At 40.7% G+C, this 18,207-nt stretch carries 16 protein-coding genes; 11 read left to right on the forward strand and 5 right to left on the reverse strand.

The genetic code is table 11. The features are described 5' to 3' along the window. Positions 1-21 precede the first annotated feature (21 nt). The 10 genes from ACSLUF_RS06880 to ACSLUF_RS06925 all read left to right on the forward strand — a co-directional run bounded on the left by ACSLUF_RS06880 (position 22) and on the right by ACSLUF_RS06925 (position 12,579). A complete protein-coding gene (locus ACSLUF_RS06880; RefSeq protein ID WP_435625369.1) occupies positions 22-2,535 on the forward strand; it encodes an immunoglobulin-like domain-containing protein in 2,514 nt (837 codons plus the stop codon). A 243-nt stretch (positions 2,536-2,778) separates the two neighbouring features. Then, positions 2,779-4,497, forward strand: coding sequence for a glycoside hydrolase family 3 protein (locus ACSLUF_RS06885; protein ID WP_435625370.1), 1,719 nt, complete (start codon positions 2,779-2,781; stop codon positions 4,495-4,497). Between the two features lie 69 nt (positions 4,498-4,566). Further along, complete coding sequence (locus tag ACSLUF_RS06890) at positions 4,567-5,832, forward strand: glycosyl hydrolase family 17 protein (protein ID WP_435625371.1); 1,266 nt, start codon at positions 4,567-4,569, stop codon at positions 5,830-5,832. 45 nt (positions 5,833-5,877) lie between these two features. After that, positions 5,878-7,377, forward strand: coding sequence for a glycoside hydrolase family 30 protein (locus tag ACSLUF_RS06895; RefSeq protein ID WP_435625372.1), 1,500 nt, complete (start codon positions 5,878-5,880; stop codon positions 7,375-7,377). Between the two features lie 10 nt (positions 7,378-7,387). After that, entirely contained in the window at positions 7,388-8,815 is a 1,428-nt protein-coding gene (locus ACSLUF_RS06900; protein ID WP_435625373.1) for an MFS transporter, read from the forward strand. 22 nt (positions 8,816-8,837) lie between these two features. After that, on the forward strand, positions 8,838-9,473 hold the full coding sequence (locus tag ACSLUF_RS06905) for a hypothetical protein (protein ID WP_435625374.1): 636 nt from the start codon (positions 8,838-8,840) through the stop codon (positions 9,471-9,473). Positions 9,474-9,581: 108 nt separating this feature from the next. Further along, a complete protein-coding gene (locus tag ACSLUF_RS06910) occupies positions 9,582-10,469 on the forward strand; it encodes a glycosyl hydrolase family 17 protein (protein ID WP_435625375.1) in 888 nt (295 codons plus the stop codon). A 122-nt stretch (positions 10,470-10,591) separates the two neighbouring features. Then, a complete protein-coding gene (locus tag ACSLUF_RS06915; RefSeq protein ID WP_435625376.1) occupies positions 10,592-11,113 on the forward strand; it encodes a 5' nucleotidase, NT5C type in 522 nt (173 codons plus the stop codon). 9 nt (positions 11,114-11,122) lie between these two features. Continuing rightward, positions 11,123-11,848 (forward strand): prolyl oligopeptidase family serine peptidase, encoded by a 726-nt coding sequence (locus ACSLUF_RS06920; protein ID WP_435625377.1) that lies wholly within the window; start codon positions 11,123-11,125, stop codon positions 11,846-11,848. Then, on the forward strand, positions 11,848-12,579 hold the full coding sequence (locus tag ACSLUF_RS06925; protein WP_435625822.1) for a M15 family metallopeptidase: 732 nt from the start codon (positions 11,848-11,850) through the stop codon (positions 12,577-12,579). Before ACSLUF_RS06920 ends, ACSLUF_RS06925 begins: the two co-directional genes overlap by 1 nt. Before the next feature lie 5 nt (positions 12,580-12,584). Here the strand turns inward: ACSLUF_RS06925 and ACSLUF_RS06930 are convergent, their stop codons facing one another. From ACSLUF_RS06930 to ACSLUF_RS06940, 3 genes are all read right to left on the reverse strand, one after another. Then, positions 12,585-13,709 carry a THUMP-like domain-containing protein gene (locus ACSLUF_RS06930; RefSeq protein WP_435625378.1) on the reverse strand — a complete coding sequence of 375 codons (1,125 nt, stop codon included), beginning with the start codon at positions 13,707-13,709 and terminating at the stop codon, positions 12,585-12,587. A 73-nt stretch (positions 13,710-13,782) separates the two neighbouring features. Next, complete coding sequence (locus ACSLUF_RS06935) at positions 13,783-14,883, reverse strand: AI-2E family transporter (RefSeq protein ID WP_435625379.1); 1,101 nt, start codon at positions 14,881-14,883, stop codon at positions 13,783-13,785. Between the two features lie 3 nt (positions 14,884-14,886). After that, positions 14,887-15,495 carry a DUF4159 domain-containing protein gene (locus ACSLUF_RS06940; protein ID WP_435625380.1) on the reverse strand — a complete coding sequence of 203 codons (609 nt, stop codon included), beginning with the start codon at positions 15,493-15,495 and terminating at the stop codon, positions 14,887-14,889. Positions 15,496-15,577: 82 nt separating this feature from the next. On the opposite strand from ACSLUF_RS06940, the gene ACSLUF_RS06945 reads away from it, so the two are divergent. Further along, positions 15,578-16,363, forward strand: a complete 786-nt coding sequence (locus tag ACSLUF_RS06945; protein ID WP_435625381.1) for a DUF1223 domain-containing protein — start codon at positions 15,578-15,580, stop codon at positions 16,361-16,363. On the opposite strand, the gene ACSLUF_RS06950 is transcribed toward ACSLUF_RS06945, so the two are convergent. Both ACSLUF_RS06950 and tsaD read right to left on the reverse strand, forming a co-directional pair. Further along, a complete protein-coding gene (locus ACSLUF_RS06950; RefSeq protein WP_435625382.1) occupies positions 16,360-17,076 on the reverse strand; it encodes a 16S rRNA (uracil(1498)-N(3))-methyltransferase in 717 nt (238 codons plus the stop codon). The genes ACSLUF_RS06945 and ACSLUF_RS06950 overlap by 4 nt on opposite strands. Positions 17,077-17,092: 16 nt before the next feature. Beyond that, the gene (gene tsaD / locus ACSLUF_RS06955; RefSeq protein ID WP_435625383.1) at positions 17,093-18,121 is read right to left on the reverse strand and encodes a tRNA (adenosine(37)-N6)-threonylcarbamoyltransferase complex transferase subunit TsaD; all 1,029 of its coding nucleotides are present in this window, start codon (positions 18,119-18,121) and stop codon (positions 17,093-17,095) included. Between the last annotated feature and the right edge of the window lie 86 nt (positions 18,122-18,207).

Below are 18,207 nucleotides of genomic sequence, written 5' to 3' on the forward strand. Positions count from 1 at the left end.
ACTAAACTAACTTCTTTTAAAATGAAACGATTACTTAACAAAGCGGGAATCCTATCGCTTATTATTTTGGCCATCTCCTTTATGGGATGTGAAGATGATGATGATGCGGACGGACTACCCAGAGTTGTAGCAGTATTTTCCCAAACGATAATTGAAGGAACAGGTACTGTTACTTTTATCAATCTTTCCCAAAACGCAGATTCCTTTATGTGGGATTTTGGGGATGGGACGACATCAACAGAAATTGATCCCATTAAGACTTTTGCAGAAGGAACATTCACAGTAACCTTGACAGCTAGGAATGCTGCCGGTGCTGCCAATGCTTTTGAAGATGAAATTACGATAGATTTACCAGACCCCCCACCAGCATTTGATAGTGGTCTTTTGACCAATGGTGATTTTGAGGCCGGTGTGGAACCATGGATTGGAAACGCTGCGAATGTACAAACCGAAGGCGGTAACAGCTTTAATTTTGCCAATGTTGAAACTGCTGGCGAAGCGTTTGCCGTGAATTTGAGCCAGGTGGTAGAGATAACACAAGGAACAAATTATATTTTGACCTTTAACGCTTCCTCGGATAGAGAGCGTACGATTTTGGCCGGAATTGGATTGAACGAAGATCCTTTTACCAATACTGCTCCAGAGGTAACTTTGACTACCGATACACAGACCTTTACTTTGCAATTGGCAGCTGCCGATTTTGGTAGTGCCAACAGTCGTGTGCTATTCGATTTAGGTGCAGATGTCGGGGTTGTTGTGATAGACAATGTGTCCTTGGTTGAAGGCGGTGATGGAAGTGATACCAATGGTGGCGGAATGGCATTTGATTCCGGTCTGTTGACCAATGGGGATTTTGAAGCTGGTGCTGCTCCTTGGATTCAAGGGGTTGATGATAGTAACCCTGCTCCGGTAGTAACGGAAAATGGAAATACATTCTATTCTATAAATGTAACCACTCCGGATGCAGGCCAACCATTTTTGGTTAATTTGAGCCAAAAGCTTGAAATTGTCCAAGATGAGACATATACCTTGACTTTTGACGCTTGGTCTGATACGGACAGATCTATAATTGCAGGAATCGGTTTGAGTGGAGGAGATTTTTCCAATGATACTGAGACGGTAAATATTACTACAACACAAGAAACGTATTCTGTAGTAGTGACCGCTGGTGGATTTGGAGCTCCAGATGCCCGTGTGCTATTTGATTTGAATGCAGAAGCAGGCTTGGTTAACATCGACAATGTATCCCTAGTGGTAGGTGGTACAAGTACTGGAGACTCCGTAGCACCTGTAATTACCTTAAATGGAGATGCTGTAGTGAATCTAATCGTGAATGATACGTTCACGGATCCAGGCGCAACGGCCAATGATGATACGGATGGTGATATCTCAGGCAACATCATGGTTGGAGGAGATACAGTAGATACCAGTGTTGCAGGTACTTATGTGATTACCTATGATGTAAGTGATGCGGCAGGAAATCCTGCGGCCCAAGTGACTCGAACGGTTAATGTTATGGATTTTGATAGCGGTCTTTTGGTCAATGGAGACTTCGAGGATGGCGCTGCTCCATGGATACAGGGTGTGGATGATAGCAATCCTGCTCCAGTGGTAACGGAAAATGGAAATACATTCTACCAAATTAATGTGACTTCTCCTGATCCAGGCCAGCCGTTCTTGGTTAATTTAAGTCAGAAACTGGCTATTACTCCGGATGCTACCTATATCCTAACTTTTGACGCATGGTCTGATACAGATAGAAGCATTATAGCAGGGATTGGATTAAGTGGTGGTAGTTTTGCCAATACTTCCGAGAGTGTTGATATCAACACTACTAGACAGACTTATACACGCACTCTTACCGCAACCGGATTTGGAGATGCTACCTCTAGGGTACTCTTCGACTTAAATGGAGAAGCAGGTCTAGTAAACATTGATAACGTTTCCTTGGTACTTGATGCTGGAGGAGGTGGAGGAGGCAGCGCCTGTACTATTGGAAGTGCTCCAACGGGCCCAGCATCCACACTCCCTGTAGGTTTTGAAGATTGTGTAGGTTTTGATAGTACTTTTGGAGGTGTTACAGCTGTTTTGGCAGATAATCCCTCAGCTACCGGAATCAATACCTCGGCCACAGTACTTCGAGTAGAAAAGCCAACTACGGCGGATTTCTTTGGTGGATTCCAAAATTCGGCTGCATTCAACACGGGGCAGTTCAATGGAAATTCAATAACAGTGACTTTCCAAGTCTATTCTAACTTGAATGACATCACGTTCAGGTGCGAGCTGATCGCCAACCCGACACCAAATCCAGACCTTGGTAATCCGCTTCCCCAGTTTGCCACACTTGGAAGCAGTGATGCCAATACATGGGTAGAGCTATCAGTAACATTTACACCTAACCCAGGAGCAGAGACAGATTATTACAACTTCCTTGTCATTAAGCCAGATGACAATCAGGATGATCCCAATGGTGCGGAAACTGACCCACCTGCTGCTGATGGTATATACTTTATAGACAATATAACTGTCCAATAAGAAAAACAAATAGGACCATTTCCATTTGTTTAGATAAACTAAAGGCCGAGCCTATTAACTCGGCCTTTTTAAACTAAAAACTTGGTTTCCTCTAGGATAATTAAAAAGTAACTGTTTGACCTGGGTTGGACTGAAATGGACTTGAATCATCTCAATAGGGTTTTAGCACAATTAATCATAGTCATTGGCTTAGTTACATCTGTCCATAGCCAGCAAAAAATAAGCGAAAATAGGGATGACCTAATGGAAAAAAAGATAGACTCTTTACTAAGCGAAATGACCTTGGACGAAAAAATTGGTCAGATGACGCAGGTGCGACATTTTGATGATATTTCTGAAGAGGACATTGCTACTAAATTCATAGGTTCTGTTATTCATACACAAGGTCCTTTACCGGGCAAAAATGCACAAGAATGGCAGGATAAATTTTCGCACTTACAAAAATTGGCTTTGTCCACGCGTTTAGGTATCCCGCTTATTTTTGGTGTTGATGCTGTACATGGTCAAAACACCTATGAAGGTGCTACGATTTTTCCGCATAATATTGGAATGGGTGCAACAGGAAATACGGAACTGGTTGAAAAAGCAGCGAGAATTACCGCAATTGAAACCCAAGCCACGGGATTTAATTGGGTTTTCTCTCCATGTATAGCTATTCCGTTCAATGAAAAATGGGGTAGGGTGTACGAGGCTTTTTCGGAAAGCACAGAATTGACCGAAGCTATGGCCAAAGCATCTGTAATAGGACACCAAGGGAATGATTTAACCAGTAAACGTGCTGTAATGGCTACCGCTAAACACTTCATTGGTGATGGCGCTACGGACTATGGTGTGGAAGGAGGAGAATCTTCTTTGGACCCAGAAGCTGTGGAGAAACTTCTACTACCTCCTTATCGGGTGGCAGTGGAAAGTGGAGTAGGGTCCGTAATGGCTTCTTTCAATTCACTTAGAGGTGTACCCATGCATGCGCATAAAACCCTGATAACTAACATCCTGAAAGGGGGAATGCAGTTTGATGGTATTGTGGTATCTGATTGGAAAGGGTATTCAAGATTTGGGGAGAACGATGTTATTAACGCTGGTGTGGATATGATTATGGCCGTTGAAGGCGATTTTGAGATGTATCAGCAGGGCTTGAAAAGAGGAGTGGAGAGCGGCGAGGTATCCATGGAAAGAATAGATGATGCAGTTCGAAGGATTCTTCGGCAAAAATTTAGATTGGGTGTCTTTGAGTATCCATTTCCAGATGCAAGTCTTATACCAGAAATAGGGATTCAGGAACATCGGGATGTTGCCAGACAGGCGGTTCGGGAGTCTTTGGTGTTGTTAAAAAATGAAGACAATCTGCTTCCTCTGGATAAAAACCTTTCCAAAATTGTTGTTGTTGGAGAACATGCAAACAGCTCCGGACTACAGTCTGGAGGTTGGACCATTAATTGGCAAGGCACTCATGAAAACTATGCAGGTGCCACCACTATTCTAGAGGGTATAGAAAGATTAGCGAAAGGGGAAGTGATTTATGACCCAAATGCGAGCGGCAACCATGATGCTGATGTTGCTATCATTGTTGTAGGTGAAACACCTTACGCTGAATCCTTTGGTGACATTGGAGGTGAAATGGATTTATATCAAATTACCTTAACGGCCGAACACCAACGATATGTGGATGCCTACACTTCAAGGGGGGTAAAGACGCTAGTTGTATTGGTTTCCGGCCGCCCTTTGGTAGTAACAAATGAAATTGAAAAATCAGATGCTTTTGTAGCAGCCTGGTTGTTGGGTTCAGAAGGCGATGGTGTTGCCGAAGTATTGTTCGGTGATTATGATTTTAAGGGAAAACTACCCCATTCTTGGCCTAAATCTGAGGCGGATTATCAAGGAAAATATGGACCAAATTTTTGGGATGATTCTATACCGCCACTATTCCCAATAGGATATGGATTGAATTACAAAGACAAGTAACCAAAATCATTAGGAAAGTTAAACCACATGGCAAAAAAGACAACAATGAAAGTATTTAGACACATATTCATGACTTTCCTCCTTATAGGATTTATTTCCTGTAATACAAAAAAGAACGAAAAAGAAAATCAAGAAACCCAAATAAAAAAACAAGTGACAGCAAAAGACATTTTAGGGAATCCAGAGTATTTGGCCATTAGTTATGGCGGATATAGGGAGGTAAGCCGTGATAGTCAACCCACGGTAGCCGAAATCAAGGATGATATGAAATTGCTATCCGCTATGGGGATAAAAATCCTTAGGACATACAACGTACAACTGCCTCATGCTGGGAATGTGCTGCAAGCAATTAAGGAACTCAAAGGTGAAAATCCGGATTTTGAGATGTATGTAATGTTAGGGGCCTGGATAGACTGTAAAAACGCTTGGACAGGTTTAGAGCCGGACCACAATGTGGAAAGTGAACAAAATGAAGGTGAGATTGCCCGCGCAGTGGCTCTTGCCAACCAATACCCAGATATTGTCAAAATTATTGCCGTAGGGAATGAAGCCATGATTAACTGGGCGACCAGCTACTACGTGCAGCCTGCGGTAATTCTAAAATGGGTAAATCATCTACAATTTTTAAAAATCAATAAAGAGTTGCCATCAGATTTATGGATCACCAGTTCGGATGATTACGCCTCTTGGGGTGGCGGAGAAGAAAGTTACCATACTGAAGACTTAGCAAAACTTATAAAAGCAGTGGATTACATTTCCATGCATACCTATCCATATCACAATTCCCACTACAATCCCGAATTTTGGAAGGTGCCCGAATCGGAAGCAGAATTATCTGATATTGAAAAAATCGATGCAGCCATGTTGCGCGCAAGGGATTTTGCAAAGAATCAATACAATGCCGTTAAGGAGCATATGCTTAGTGTAGGTGAAAATAAACCCATTCATATCGGGGAGACAGGATGGGCTACCATTTCGGATGGATTTTACGGCCCAGAAGGCTCAAGGGCAACAGATGAGTATAAGGAAGCGTTGTACTATCAACATATGAGGGAATGGACCAATTCGGAAGGCATTTCGTGTTTTTATTTCGAGGCTTTTAATGAACGTTGGAAAGACGCGGGTAACCAGAGTGGTTCTGAAAATCACTTTGGTTTGATTACCATAGATGGTCAGGCCAAATATGCTTTATGGCAGCTTGTGGACGATGGAGTTTTTGAAGGGCTTACCCGAAATGGGAATCCAATTACAAAAACATACAAGGGAGACAAAGAAGCTTTGATGAAAGATGTGCTAGTGCCCCCGCTTGGTGAGGCTCAGCCGATGGAAAACTGATAGGCTATTGCTAGAAGAACACAAAGAATATGAAACTGAAATCAAATGAAAAATTTTAACCAAATTTATTTCATGCTGATATTGACCGTAACACTAAATGGGTGTATTGTAGAGCAAAAATTGGATATTGAAGTATATGAAACTTCAGCTAGCGGTAATAAATTGAGTGCTTTACCAACCATTGAAACAGACAGTGTTTCTTCCATAATTCGTATTCTACCTGAACAAAAGTTTCAAACCATTACAGGCTTCGGCGGTTCCTTCACCGAAGCATCTGCACACTTGTTGAATAAACTGGGTAAGGATAACAGAAACAAAATCATTAATGCCTATTTTGGGGAAGATGGTGCTCGATATTCATTGACGCGAACCCATATGAATTCCTGTGATTTTTCGGTAAGCAACTATTCGTACGCTCCAGTGGAAAATGACATCGAATTGAAGAATTTCTCCATAGATGAGGACAGGGATGATATCATTCCATTCATTAAGGAAGCTATGGCGGCTTCAAAAGATGGCTTTAAAATTTTGGCATCTCCGTGGACTGCCCCACCTTGGATGAAAGATAACAAGGATTGGCGAGGAGGTAAATTGCTTCCTGAATATTACGATACTTGGGCACTATTTTTCTCCAAGTACTTAGATGCCTATGCTTTGGAAGATATTGAAATCTGGGGCTTCACCGTAGAAAACGAGCCATTAGGCAATGATAGTAATTGGGAAAGTATGCACTTTTCCCCCGAGGAAATGACAGATTTTGTGCAAAACCACTTGGGCCCTAAATTAGAGGAGGATGGTCATAATGTCAAAGTTTTAGGGTATGATCAAAACAGGGAGCACTTGAATGAATGGGTGGATGAAATGTTTAGGACAGAAGCATCTTCCAAATATTTTGACGGAACAGCCATTCATTGGTATGCCAGTACTTTCGAAGTTTTTCCTGATGCTTTGCAATATGCACATTCCAAAGCACCCGATAAGTACTTGATACAGTCAGAAGCATGTGTGGATGCAGATGTTCCCAAATGGCAGGATGATGCCTGGTATTGGTCAAAAGAGGCTACGGATTGGGGTTGGGACTGGGCTCCTGAAGATCAAAAGCACTTGCACCCAAAGTATGCACCTGTAAACCGATATGCCAGAGATATTATTGGATGCCTAAATAATTGGGTAGATGGATGGATAGATTGGAACATGGTTCTGAACAAAAAAGGAGGCCCAAACTGGTTTGAGAACTGGTGTGTGGCACCAGTAATCGTTGATGAAGATAAAGACGAGGTATATTTTACCCCACTATATTATACCATGGCGCATTTTAGTCGATTTATTCGTCCAGGTGCGGTTCGGATAGGATTTGAAAAAACGGATGATGATTTGTTGGCAACCGCTGCACAGAACCCAGACGGTTCCATTGCCGTTGTTGTATTCAACGAAGGAAATTCGAAGAAGGAATTTGAGCTTCATTTGGGAGAGGGCACACAAGGAGTGTCCATAAAACCAAAGTCGATTCAAACCATCATGCTAAAGCCAATAGAAACTAACTAAAAACAACCATATGTCAACTGTTACAGCTAAACAAGATAGAGTCCCTTTGGGCCAAAAGGCCGCGTTTGGAGCGGGTCATTTGGTACTAAATCTACTTCCAGGTGCCCTAGGCGTATTTATGTTCTTCTTACTAACAGTTTTTGGAATGGATCCTCTTCAAGCGGGTATATTGGGAGGACTGCCAAGAATTTTTGATGCTATTACCGACCCAGTAATGGGTTTTATCTCGGACAATACAAGTTCAAAATATGGACGAAGAAGACCTTATATTTTTGCAGGAGCCATTCTAAGTGCCATATTTTTCGTGCTGCTCTGGCAGATGGACGAAACCAACTCGGCCACATTCAACTTTTGGTATTTTTTAATCATGTCTTTAGTTTTTCTAGTGGGCAATACCATGTTTGCAACGCCATTGGTAGGACTTGGTTTTGAAATGACAACAGATTATAACGAAAGAACACGTTTGATGGCGTTTTCACAAACCGTTGGTTTGGTAGCATGGGTTATTGTACCATGGTTTTGGCCAATGATACCCAATGAAAGTCTTTTCGAAAGTCAAGCCATTGGTATAAGAACATTAGCGCTCTATGTTGGTTTAGGTTGTCTGCTTTTGGGAGTTCTACCGGCAATATTCTGTCGAGGTATAGACGCAGGAAATATGGCAGATAGAAAAAAACTTACCCTTAAGACCATATTTAGTAACCTAAAAGATTTAGTTGCAAGTATCGGTGAAGCCATAAAAAATAAGCCTTTTATGAAATTATGCGGCGCCACCTTTTTAGTGTTTAATGGATTTCAAATTGTAGCATCATTTAGTTTTTTCATCATCGTATTTTTCCTATTTAATGGTGACTATGGCGCTACCGGGACGTGGCCAGCTTGGTTTAGTTCAATAAGTGCTTTGGTTTCTGCCTTAGTGGTAATTCCGATTGTTTCTGCCATGGCGAACAAATGGGGTAAGAAAAATGCGTTTATTATTTCAACTGCGCTCTCCATTATTGGTTATATTTTAAAATGGTGGACGTTTACTCCAGAAAATCCCTGGTTAATGTTTATTCCAATTCCTTTAATATCATTTGGGTTAGGAAGTTTATTTACTTTGATGATGAGTATGACGGCGGACGTTTGTGATTTGGATGAATTGGTAAATGGAATGCCAAGGAAAGAAGGTACATTTGGAGCTTTATACTGGTGGGTAGTAAAATTAGGGCAAGGTTTAGCCTTAGTGTTTGGCGGTTTGGTATTACAATTAATTGGATTTGATGGTGGTCTGGCCACACAATCTGAGGAAACATTGGTAAATCTTCGAATTGCCGATATTGTATTTCCCGTAGTTACAGCAGCTTTGGCTATTTGGGTGATGTGGAAGTATAGTCTTTCCGAAGAAAGAGCTAAGGAGATTAAAGCGCAATTGGAAGAGCGTAGAGGGGTATTATAAATAGCAAACTAAATCAAGAAAAATGTCGACAAAAATAATAATAGTAATCATTGGACTAATATTGACACTTTCTGCGGTTTTAGGTAGCAGAAAAGGGAGTTCTGGCAAAAGATTTCTTAGTACCCAAATTGCGGTTGCATTTGGTATCCTAGGAGTGCTGATGATGATGTATGGAAGTTATTCTTCAGAACTAGTGAGCGTAAATAACCAACTCGAACAGGTTTCTATCGGCAATAAATTAAAAATCGATGGGGAAGTTACAGCCGTAAGGGTTGTTTCACCTATAGACCGAGATTCGGTAGACTGTAGGATACTTACCATGGGAGTTTATCCAGAATCACATGAAAAAGATATTTGGGTAATTATTAGGCCAACCGATGATAGGTATTATCCACAATCAGACCACACCAATACCTCTTATAAAAGAGATGGGGAGTGGCAGGTCGTTACCCGGTTTGGAGGAGACATGGGAGAAGCTTATGATTTGATTATTTATGAAGCGGATGAAACTGCCTCTGCGCTCTTTAGTTCAACCATAGAAAAATGGAAAGAAGCGGATGACTATCCGGGATTAAAACTGGAAGAAATGCCTTCTGGAGCAAATGAAGTTGAACGCATTAAAATTTATACACGTAAGAACTGCAGGGGGGTCTTTTAATTCGCTCCGATTAATCCCTTTTTTAAAAAGTATATGATGGGATTTACTGTTGATAAAAACAATTTTAGAACAAAAGAAAAACAGCTATAAACAATTTAAGAGAATACTATGTCATCATCAAGAAGAGAGAAGTTTTTGGCGTTAGCCGCCCTTGATTATGCTGGCAAAAGCACAGACGAATTAAAAAAACTCTGCAAAGAAGTTCTGCAAGGTGGAATGCATGGACTATGCTTTAGTCCTTATGAAGAAGGACAAAAGCCCGGAGAGCAGATTACCGAAGAACAGATTAGAAGAAGAATGGAAATAATCAGTCCGTATACGGATTGGGTTCGTTCTTTCTCCTGTACCGAAGGGAACGAATTAATACCCAAAGTAGCCCGTGAATTTGGTATTAAAACCATGGTGGGCGCTTGGCTGGGTGACGACCCTAAAATCAACGAGCAAGAAGTAACCAACCTAATTCAATTGGCCAACGAAGGATATGTGGATATTGCGGCTGTTGGGAATGAAGTTTTGCTCCGTGGTGACCTCACGGAAGATGAGCTATTAGGATTCATGGGTCGCGTAAAAAACGCAATTCCCGATGTCCCCATGGGTTATGTGGATGCTTATTATGAATTTTCAGACCATCCTAGGATTGCCGATGCATGTGACGTGATTCTGGCAAATTGTTATCCTTTTTGGGAAGGCTGCGATTTAGACTATTCTTTGCTGTACATGAAAGACATGTATCAGAGGGCTTTAAAAGCAGGCAATGGCAAAAAGGTTATTATCTCCGAAACCGGTTGGCCAAGTCAAGGGTCAAGTCTTGAAGGAGCTTTTCCATCATTGGACAATATGCTCAAATATTTTATGAACACCCAAAAATGGGCTCAAGAAGACGATATTGAGATATTTTACTTTTCCTCGTTTGATGAGTCGTGGAAAGTAGGTGCAGAGGGAGATGTAGGGGCCTATTGGGGCCTATGGGATGCTCAGGAAGCTTTAAAGTTTTAGAAAAGTCTAACTGATTTAAGAAATTAAGAACCCTGCCAAAGAGGTTGTTTTAAAACTATCTTTTGGTGGGGCTCTTTGTGATTGCCTTTGATTTTCTTTACTTCGTGACTTAAAAATAGGCTATGACTTTATTTGTAGATATGGATGAGGTGTTGGCAGACACCTATCAAGCTCATATTGATATCTATAATTCTGAGTTTGGAGAAACCTTGACTCGCGAGGAATGCTTTGGAAAGGAAGTGTGGCAATGTGTCCCTCAAGAGCGACAACAAAGTATAAGACAACATGCCCGTACCTATGGTTTTTTTCGTGATTTGGGAATTGTTGACCAAAGTCAGGAAGTGTTGGAACAATTGAATCAGAAGTATGAGGTGTATGTGGCGTCTGCGGCCATGCAGTTCCCCAATTCCCTAGAGGAGAAATCCGTTTGGTTGGATGACCATTTTCCATTTATCCCCTGGCAAAGACGTATCCTATGCGGGGACAAGCATATTTTGAAAGGGGATATTTTAATAGACGACCGTAGTTATAACCTAAAGAATTTCTCTGGCAGGTCCATTTTGTTCACTTCACCGCATAATATGAACACAAATGGTTTTGAAAGAGCTAACACTTGGTTGGAAATCGCGGACAAACTTTTGTAACTTGGGAACATGCCCAATTTCAACCCTATTTCAAAAGCAGTTTTGGTTATCTGCTTTTTGGTCTTAAACGCCTGTCAATCCCAATCCCGACTTATCAGCGGGGAACTGACTACCCGTTCGGAGGAAAACCTAAAATACTATTTGTACTATCCAGAAGGATATGATTCTAACCCCGATGATGAATTTGGTATTTTACTGTTTTTGCACGGTGGTGGGGAATCTGGAGGTTCTTTGGATGATTTAACCCAGAGTGGCCCACCCAAAATGCTGGTGGAAGGAAAGCAATTTCCTTTTTTAGTTTTAGCCCCTCAAAATCCCCACAAAAAAAAGTGGTGGAATACTCGAGCTTTGATTGAGCTTTTGGATGATATTATTAAAAACAATAGGATTGACTCCAAAAGGATTTACTTAAGTGGTTTGAGCAGAGGAGGAAGTGCCGCATGGAATTTGGCCGTGCAATATCCAGAAAAGTTTGCAGCAATGGCAGTGGTTTGCGGTATGACCCCAGTACCTTACGCACATTGGATTGATAAAAATATGCCGATTTGGGTATTTCACGGGGATCAAGACCAAGTTATTCCAGTCTCGGAATCGGATACTATGGTTAAAAAATTGAAATCCATGGGTTACTCTGTACAATACACGCGATATGAAGGGGTAGGTCATAACTCCTGGGTGCAAGCCTATACTACGGAAGAATTATATACATGGTTGGCTAATCAAAAAAGAAAATGATGAATCGATATTTGTTGGTTGTTTGGATTGTTTTGCTCTTCTCCTGCAAGCGTAATGGTAATGTTTCGGTTAGTATTACCCTTCCTGAAAGGGATACTATCGAAAACACAAAGAAGGATACGCTGCTTGTTCAAGAACAGGAAAAACCACTAAAAACTTTTGCGGGTTTGGCGGATACAACCTTTGTCCGCTTAGCAGACTTTAGTCACGATTTCGAATATGATTTACGCTACGCCTCCAAAAACAACTTTTTAAAAGCCAAAGTGTATGATTGCCCTGAGTGCTACGTCCGGGCCAAAACCGCCAAGGCGCTTATCAAGGTAAATGCGGCATTTATGGAAAAAGGATATAAAATCAAATTTTTTGATTGTTACCGTCCAAATTTCGTTCAGTTTAAAATGTGGAAAATCGTACCCAATCCGCAGTATGTTGCCGACCCAGTCAAGGGGTCTATTCATAACAAGGGAGGGGCAGTGGATATTACCTTAGTAGATTTGGAAGGTAAGGAATTGGATATGGGGACGGATTTCGATTTCTTCGGAAAACGAGCCTATCACGACAACATGGATTTGCCCGAAAACATTCTTCAAAATAGAAAACTATTGAAAGAGACCATGGAAGAATATGGTTTTTGGTCTATTCGAACGGAATGGTGGCATTATAATTTAGCCGGGGGTTCCAAAGATAAAATTGCCAACTTCAAATGGGATTGTGATGAGGATTCAGAGTAGTACTTTCATTTGCCGTCCGCTACTTTTTCACAAACTATGACCTGTTTGCTTTCATCCATAAGCTTTGTAAAGAAGAAATAACTTTCGCCCCCATCTAAAATTTGATGTTTTTTCCTTAATTCGGCGACCGTAGTAGGAAAGTTACGTGTCGTGACGTTGGCCTTGATTCCTTTAAAGGATTTTATGGTTTTTTTGGAGTATGGCAAACATGTTTTGATTAGAAAGCGTCTGCCGGGGAATTCGATGAGCTTGTCCAAAGTGTATAAATGCGAATGGGTATGCAGCTTTTTTAATCCGAAGTGATTTCCAATGGATTTAAAAGCACCGGATTTCAGAACTGCAGGATTGGGTTCGTAGAGATATGTGCTCGGCAACCCCAAATTGGGCGATAGCTTCTTTTCTTCCGCATGAGTAAACGTAAAAACATCCTTTCTTCCTGAAATCAAATTCACAGCATGAAATTCAATGTCCCCAATAAAATCGAATTCCAATATAAAAAGGACCTCTTTTACTTCACTTTCCACCGCAACAACATGAACCTGCTTGACGTATTGAAGTTCTTGAATTGCCTGAGAGATGTCCAGCAGGGGAGAGACTTTAATCAAAACATTTTTGGAATACTTAAATAATTCGGAAAGCGTATTGGGAATATTGGGTTCGCAATCCTTTAATAAAAAGACCTTCCCTTTGGAGTCATTTCTTCGAGATGGGTCCACAAAAATCCAATCAAAAGTTTTAGACGATTCTTCAAGAAAAAGGAAACCGTCCCTAGAATAGCATTCAATATTATCTGTATTGAGTTGATTGAAATTATAGGATGCAATAGCACTCAATTCCTTGTTGGTTTCACAATGAAATACGCTTGCTATTTTCTTGGAGAAAAAATAGGAGTCAACCCCAAATCCCCCAGTGAGGTCGACAAGGCTTTTTCCACTCACCAAATTGGATTTGTACGCTGCTGTAATTTCAGAACTGGTTTGTTCAATATGTATTCTAGGAGGGTAATAAATTCCATTTGAATTGAACCAAGTAGGAAGCTTTGTTTTGGCCTTCTTTTTCGATTCCAACTGTTGCACCAATTCCTTTTGTGAAATCCCTTCGAATTGGGGTTTTTTCAATAAAACTGACACGATGTCAGTATTCCAATTATTTTCTATAAAGTATTGTACACCAGTATTTAAAATGTTCTTATTCAAACAAAAACTATAAGTTTTTAGTTAGCTTTTTCACAAACTCATTTCCGGCCAAAAATTCTTTCAAAATTACCTTTATAGCGGTATATCCGGGTACAGCAACCACCATTCCGACGACACCAAATAGTAGACCTGCAATGATGATTATCAAAAAGATTTCCAGAGGATGTGATTTAACGCTGGTTGAAAAAATAAAGGGTTGTGAAAAGAAATTATCTATCAACTGACCGATAACAATTCCAATCAAAACATAACTTGCTTTAGGTAGAATTACGGTACTAAAATCAGCACCCAAAAAGCTGGTCATGGTTAGGGTGATCATAATGACTCCACCAATGATTGGTCCGACATAAGGAATAATGTTGAACAAGGCACAAAGAAAAGCGATGACTATCGCGTTTTCCACACCCACAATCAACAGGGTTATCGTGTAAATGATAAAAAGGATAAGAAGCTGCAAAAGTATACCAGCAAAATATCTGGAAAGCAAACCATTTATTTTATCCACAGAGGCAACTAAGTTTCCTTCCTTTTGGTCGGGTACGAATATTAGCATACCGTTCTGTAACAGTTTACTGTCTTTTAAAAAGAAGAAGGAAATGAAGAGCACAGAGAACAACCCAATACTAAAATTGCTCAAAACGTTGACAAAGGAATTAAGGAAGTTGGGTATGAATCCCAAATCAAGTCCTTTTATGACACTTTCTTCCAATCCAGATTCCTCGATTAAATGGGTGACCCCATCAGTTGTAGCTCCAAAATATTCCAAAATCTGAAAATACAGGGTATTCAGATTGGCCTTTAAGTCTTCTAAATCCAAAAGGGAAAGATTCTTGCTTTGTTCGGAAATGAGAGGTATGAAAAGTGCAAGTATTCCCAAAAAGAGCCCCACCATCAGCAACATTGTGGTTACTACAGCCAGAGTGTTCGGGAATTTTAGTTTTCGTCTTAAAAACAGAACAATAGGTCTTCCTAACAGGGCAATTACTGCAGCTATGGCTAGGTAAGCTATGACGGACTGTATTTTTATGAGAAAATAGATCAGTAAGACCACGGCAACAATTATGGCCACTGCCCGTAAAATTCCTTCTGAAATGGTTTTGGCGTTCATTGGTTAGTTTTTAAAAGCGTATTCAACGATATTGGCTCCCATTTGAAGTGCTTTTAACCGTACCTCCTCTGGGTCATTATGTACTTCTGGGTCTTCCCAGCCATCACCTAAATCACTTTCGTAGGTAAATAAAAGAAGCAATCTGCCCTGTTCGAAAATACCCAATGCCTGCGGACGTTTTCCATCATGCTCATGAATTTTGGGTAAACCATCCTCAAAGCTGTATTTCAGATTAAATATGGGGTGGTCCGAACCCAATTCTTCCAAAGGTTTATCCGGAAAGACTTTTTTAAGTTCACGTCTTACATAGGGTTCCATTCCATAATTGTCATCAATGTGCAAAAACCCACCTGACATCAAATAATCCCTTAGGTTTTTTGCTTCCTCATCTGTAAAAAAAACATTTCCATGACCAGTCATATGAATAAGGGGATATTGGAAAATGGAAATGCTCCCCACTTCGATGGGTTGAGGTTTGGTTTCCAGGGTGGTATCAATGTTTTCGTTGCAAAAACGGATAAGATTGGGTATCGCAGTTGGATTGGAATACCAGTCTCCTCCGCCACCGTATTTTAAGATACCAACCTCCTGGCAGTGAGCAAGCTGAATCATAAAAAAAGTTAAAAAGAGAAGAGTACGGGTAAGTTGTGCCATAAGACCACGATTAAGTAAGTATATCAAATGTACTGTATTCATGTCTAAAAAAATCATAATCCCAGCAATCGCCTTCTTAGGAATGGTATTTATGGCGTTTTATACAGCCAAACTTGAGGATAAGGCTGCCATCGAAGTAGAAAGAAGTGATGATGTATCCAATGCATTTCCTTCTGTTGTGGTAGTTGAACTTTTTACCTCCCAAGGTTGCTCAAGCTGTCCGCCTGCAGATGTTCTACTTGAAAAAGTGAAAAATCAATACCCCCAAGAGGTTTTTGCATTATCGTATCACGTGGATTATTGGAATTACATTGGTTGGGAAGACCCCTTTAGTCATGCAAGGTATACTAAAAGACAAAGCTACTACAACCAGAAATTGGGTTATAGAGGGAACTACACCCCTGAAGCCATAGTAAATGGGAAAGAGCATTTTGTAGGTTCCAGCAGTGGGAAAATGTATTCCAAAATCAACAAGTACAAAACACAAAAAGCCCAGAATACAATCGCTTTAAGCAATGTAATTAGAAATGGAAATTCGATTTCCTTTGATTATAACATAGATGGCGATATCTCTGATAAAACCCTAAGGGCAGTATTGGTCCTCGATGAAAGAATAACTTCTGTAAAGCGAGGTGAAAATAGAAATAGGACCTTAAAGAACAGCAACATTGTTGTCGCAGAAAGTTATAATGAACTCGAGCTTGCTAAAGGGTCGGGGAAAATATCCGTTCCGTCATTGGTGAGACAAAATGAGGGAACCACGCTCATGCTATTAACCGAAAACGAAGTTTTGGACATTACCGGAGCCACAAAGATTAAAGTTTAGTTTATTTCAATATTACCTATTGCAACTGTGGCACAAGCAAAAATCGCCGCAGTTTCAGTTCGTAAACGGGTATTACCTAGGGCTACTGGGTGATACCCTTTTTTTATGGCAGTGGTAATTTCTTCCGATGAAAAATCTCCTTCCGGTCCAATAAGGATCGTAGTGTCCTTTTTAGGAATTAAAAGGCGCTTCAATTCTGATTTCTCACCATCCTCACAATGCGCAATAAACGAAAGGGGACTCACCGACTGATTTTCAAGAAAGTCATGAAAAGATATCATTGGATTCAGTTTGGGAAGAAAGGTCTGCAAGGATTGTTTCATGGCAGACTGGAGAACCCTTCGCATGCGTTCCAACTTGAGCGTTTTACGTTCTGACCTTGCACACAAAATTGGTGTGATTTCATCGACGCCTATTTCAGTCGCTTTCTCCAAAAACCATTCAAAACGATCATTCATTTTTGTTGGGGCCACTGCCATATGTAAAGTATAGGGCTTTGGCTTTGATTCGGACAGGTCAATAATTTGGGCCTCACATTTTCGAGAATCGGTACTTAGCAATTCTGCTTTGAAAAGAATTCCCTTGCCGTTAGTAATATCCAAAACATCCCCCTCTTTTTTTCGAAGTACCCTAGAGATATGTTTACTTTCTTCGGGAGAAAAAATGAACGAAGTTGTCGTTTTTTCCAATGTAGGATTATAAAAAAGTTGCATCCTATGTCGAGTATTTTTAAGTGCCAATGGCATATCGAGCCCTAGCTGCAATGCTTTGATCGGTGAATTGGTTTTCCAAAAACTTCAAATATCCTACAATCCCAATCATCCCAGCATTATCGGTGCAGTATTGAAATTTTGGAATATAAGTGGTCCATCCCATGGTCTCCCTTGCATCTTGCAGGCGTTGTCTAATTCCTGAGTTTGCGGCAACACCTCCTCCAATGGCAATATGTTTTATTCCTGTTTCCTTTGCTGCTAGAATCAATTTATCCATCAGAATTTCCAGAATGGTATGTTGAACCGAAGCGCAGATATCGTCTATGTTGTTTTTAATAAAATCGGAATCAGTCTTTGTACGTTTTTTCAAGAAATAAAGGATACTGGTTTTTAAACCGCTAAAACTAAAGTTCATTCCCTCTACTTTGGGTTTTGGGAAGGGAAAAGCCTCGGGATTTCCTTGTCTGGCATGCTTATCCACCAAAGGACCTCCAGGATAGGGCAGCCCCATGAGTTTGGCACTCTTATCAAAAGCCTCACCAACAGCATCGTCCAAAGTTTCGCCCAGCACTTCCATATCAAAATAATGATTCACTTTGACAATTTGGGTATGCCCTCCACTTATGGTTAAGGCCAAAAAGGGGAAAGGTGGCGCACTCATTTCCTCGTCCTCAATAAAATGAGCAAGGATATGGGCTTCCATATGATTGACTTCAATTAAGGGAATATCCAACGCCAACGCCAAGGATTTTGCAAAGGACGTACCTACCAGTAAAGAACCCATTAGACCTGGACCTCGAGTAAAGGCTATGGCCGAGAGTTGTTTTTTGTCGATATTTGCTTTGGCCAAGGCTTGGTGGACAACGGGTACAATGTTCTGCTGATGCGCACGGGACGCAAGTTCGGGTACCACCCCACCGTATTGTTTGTGAATCTCTTGTGTAGCCACAACATTGCTCAATACTTTTGTATTGCATAATACCGCTGCAGAAGTATCATCACATGAAGATTCTATCGCAAGAATGTAATTTTTTTTGGTAGTCACAGGCTTTGGAACAAAAATTGGTCGCACAAAAGTAAAACATAAAGCCCTATCAAAAAATTTAGGAAAATACTGGTCCGCATTATATT

This window comes from Flagellimonas sp. (genome assembly GCF_965601775.1).
GTDB lineage: Bacteria > Bacteroidota > Bacteroidia > Flavobacteriales > Flavobacteriaceae > Flagellimonas.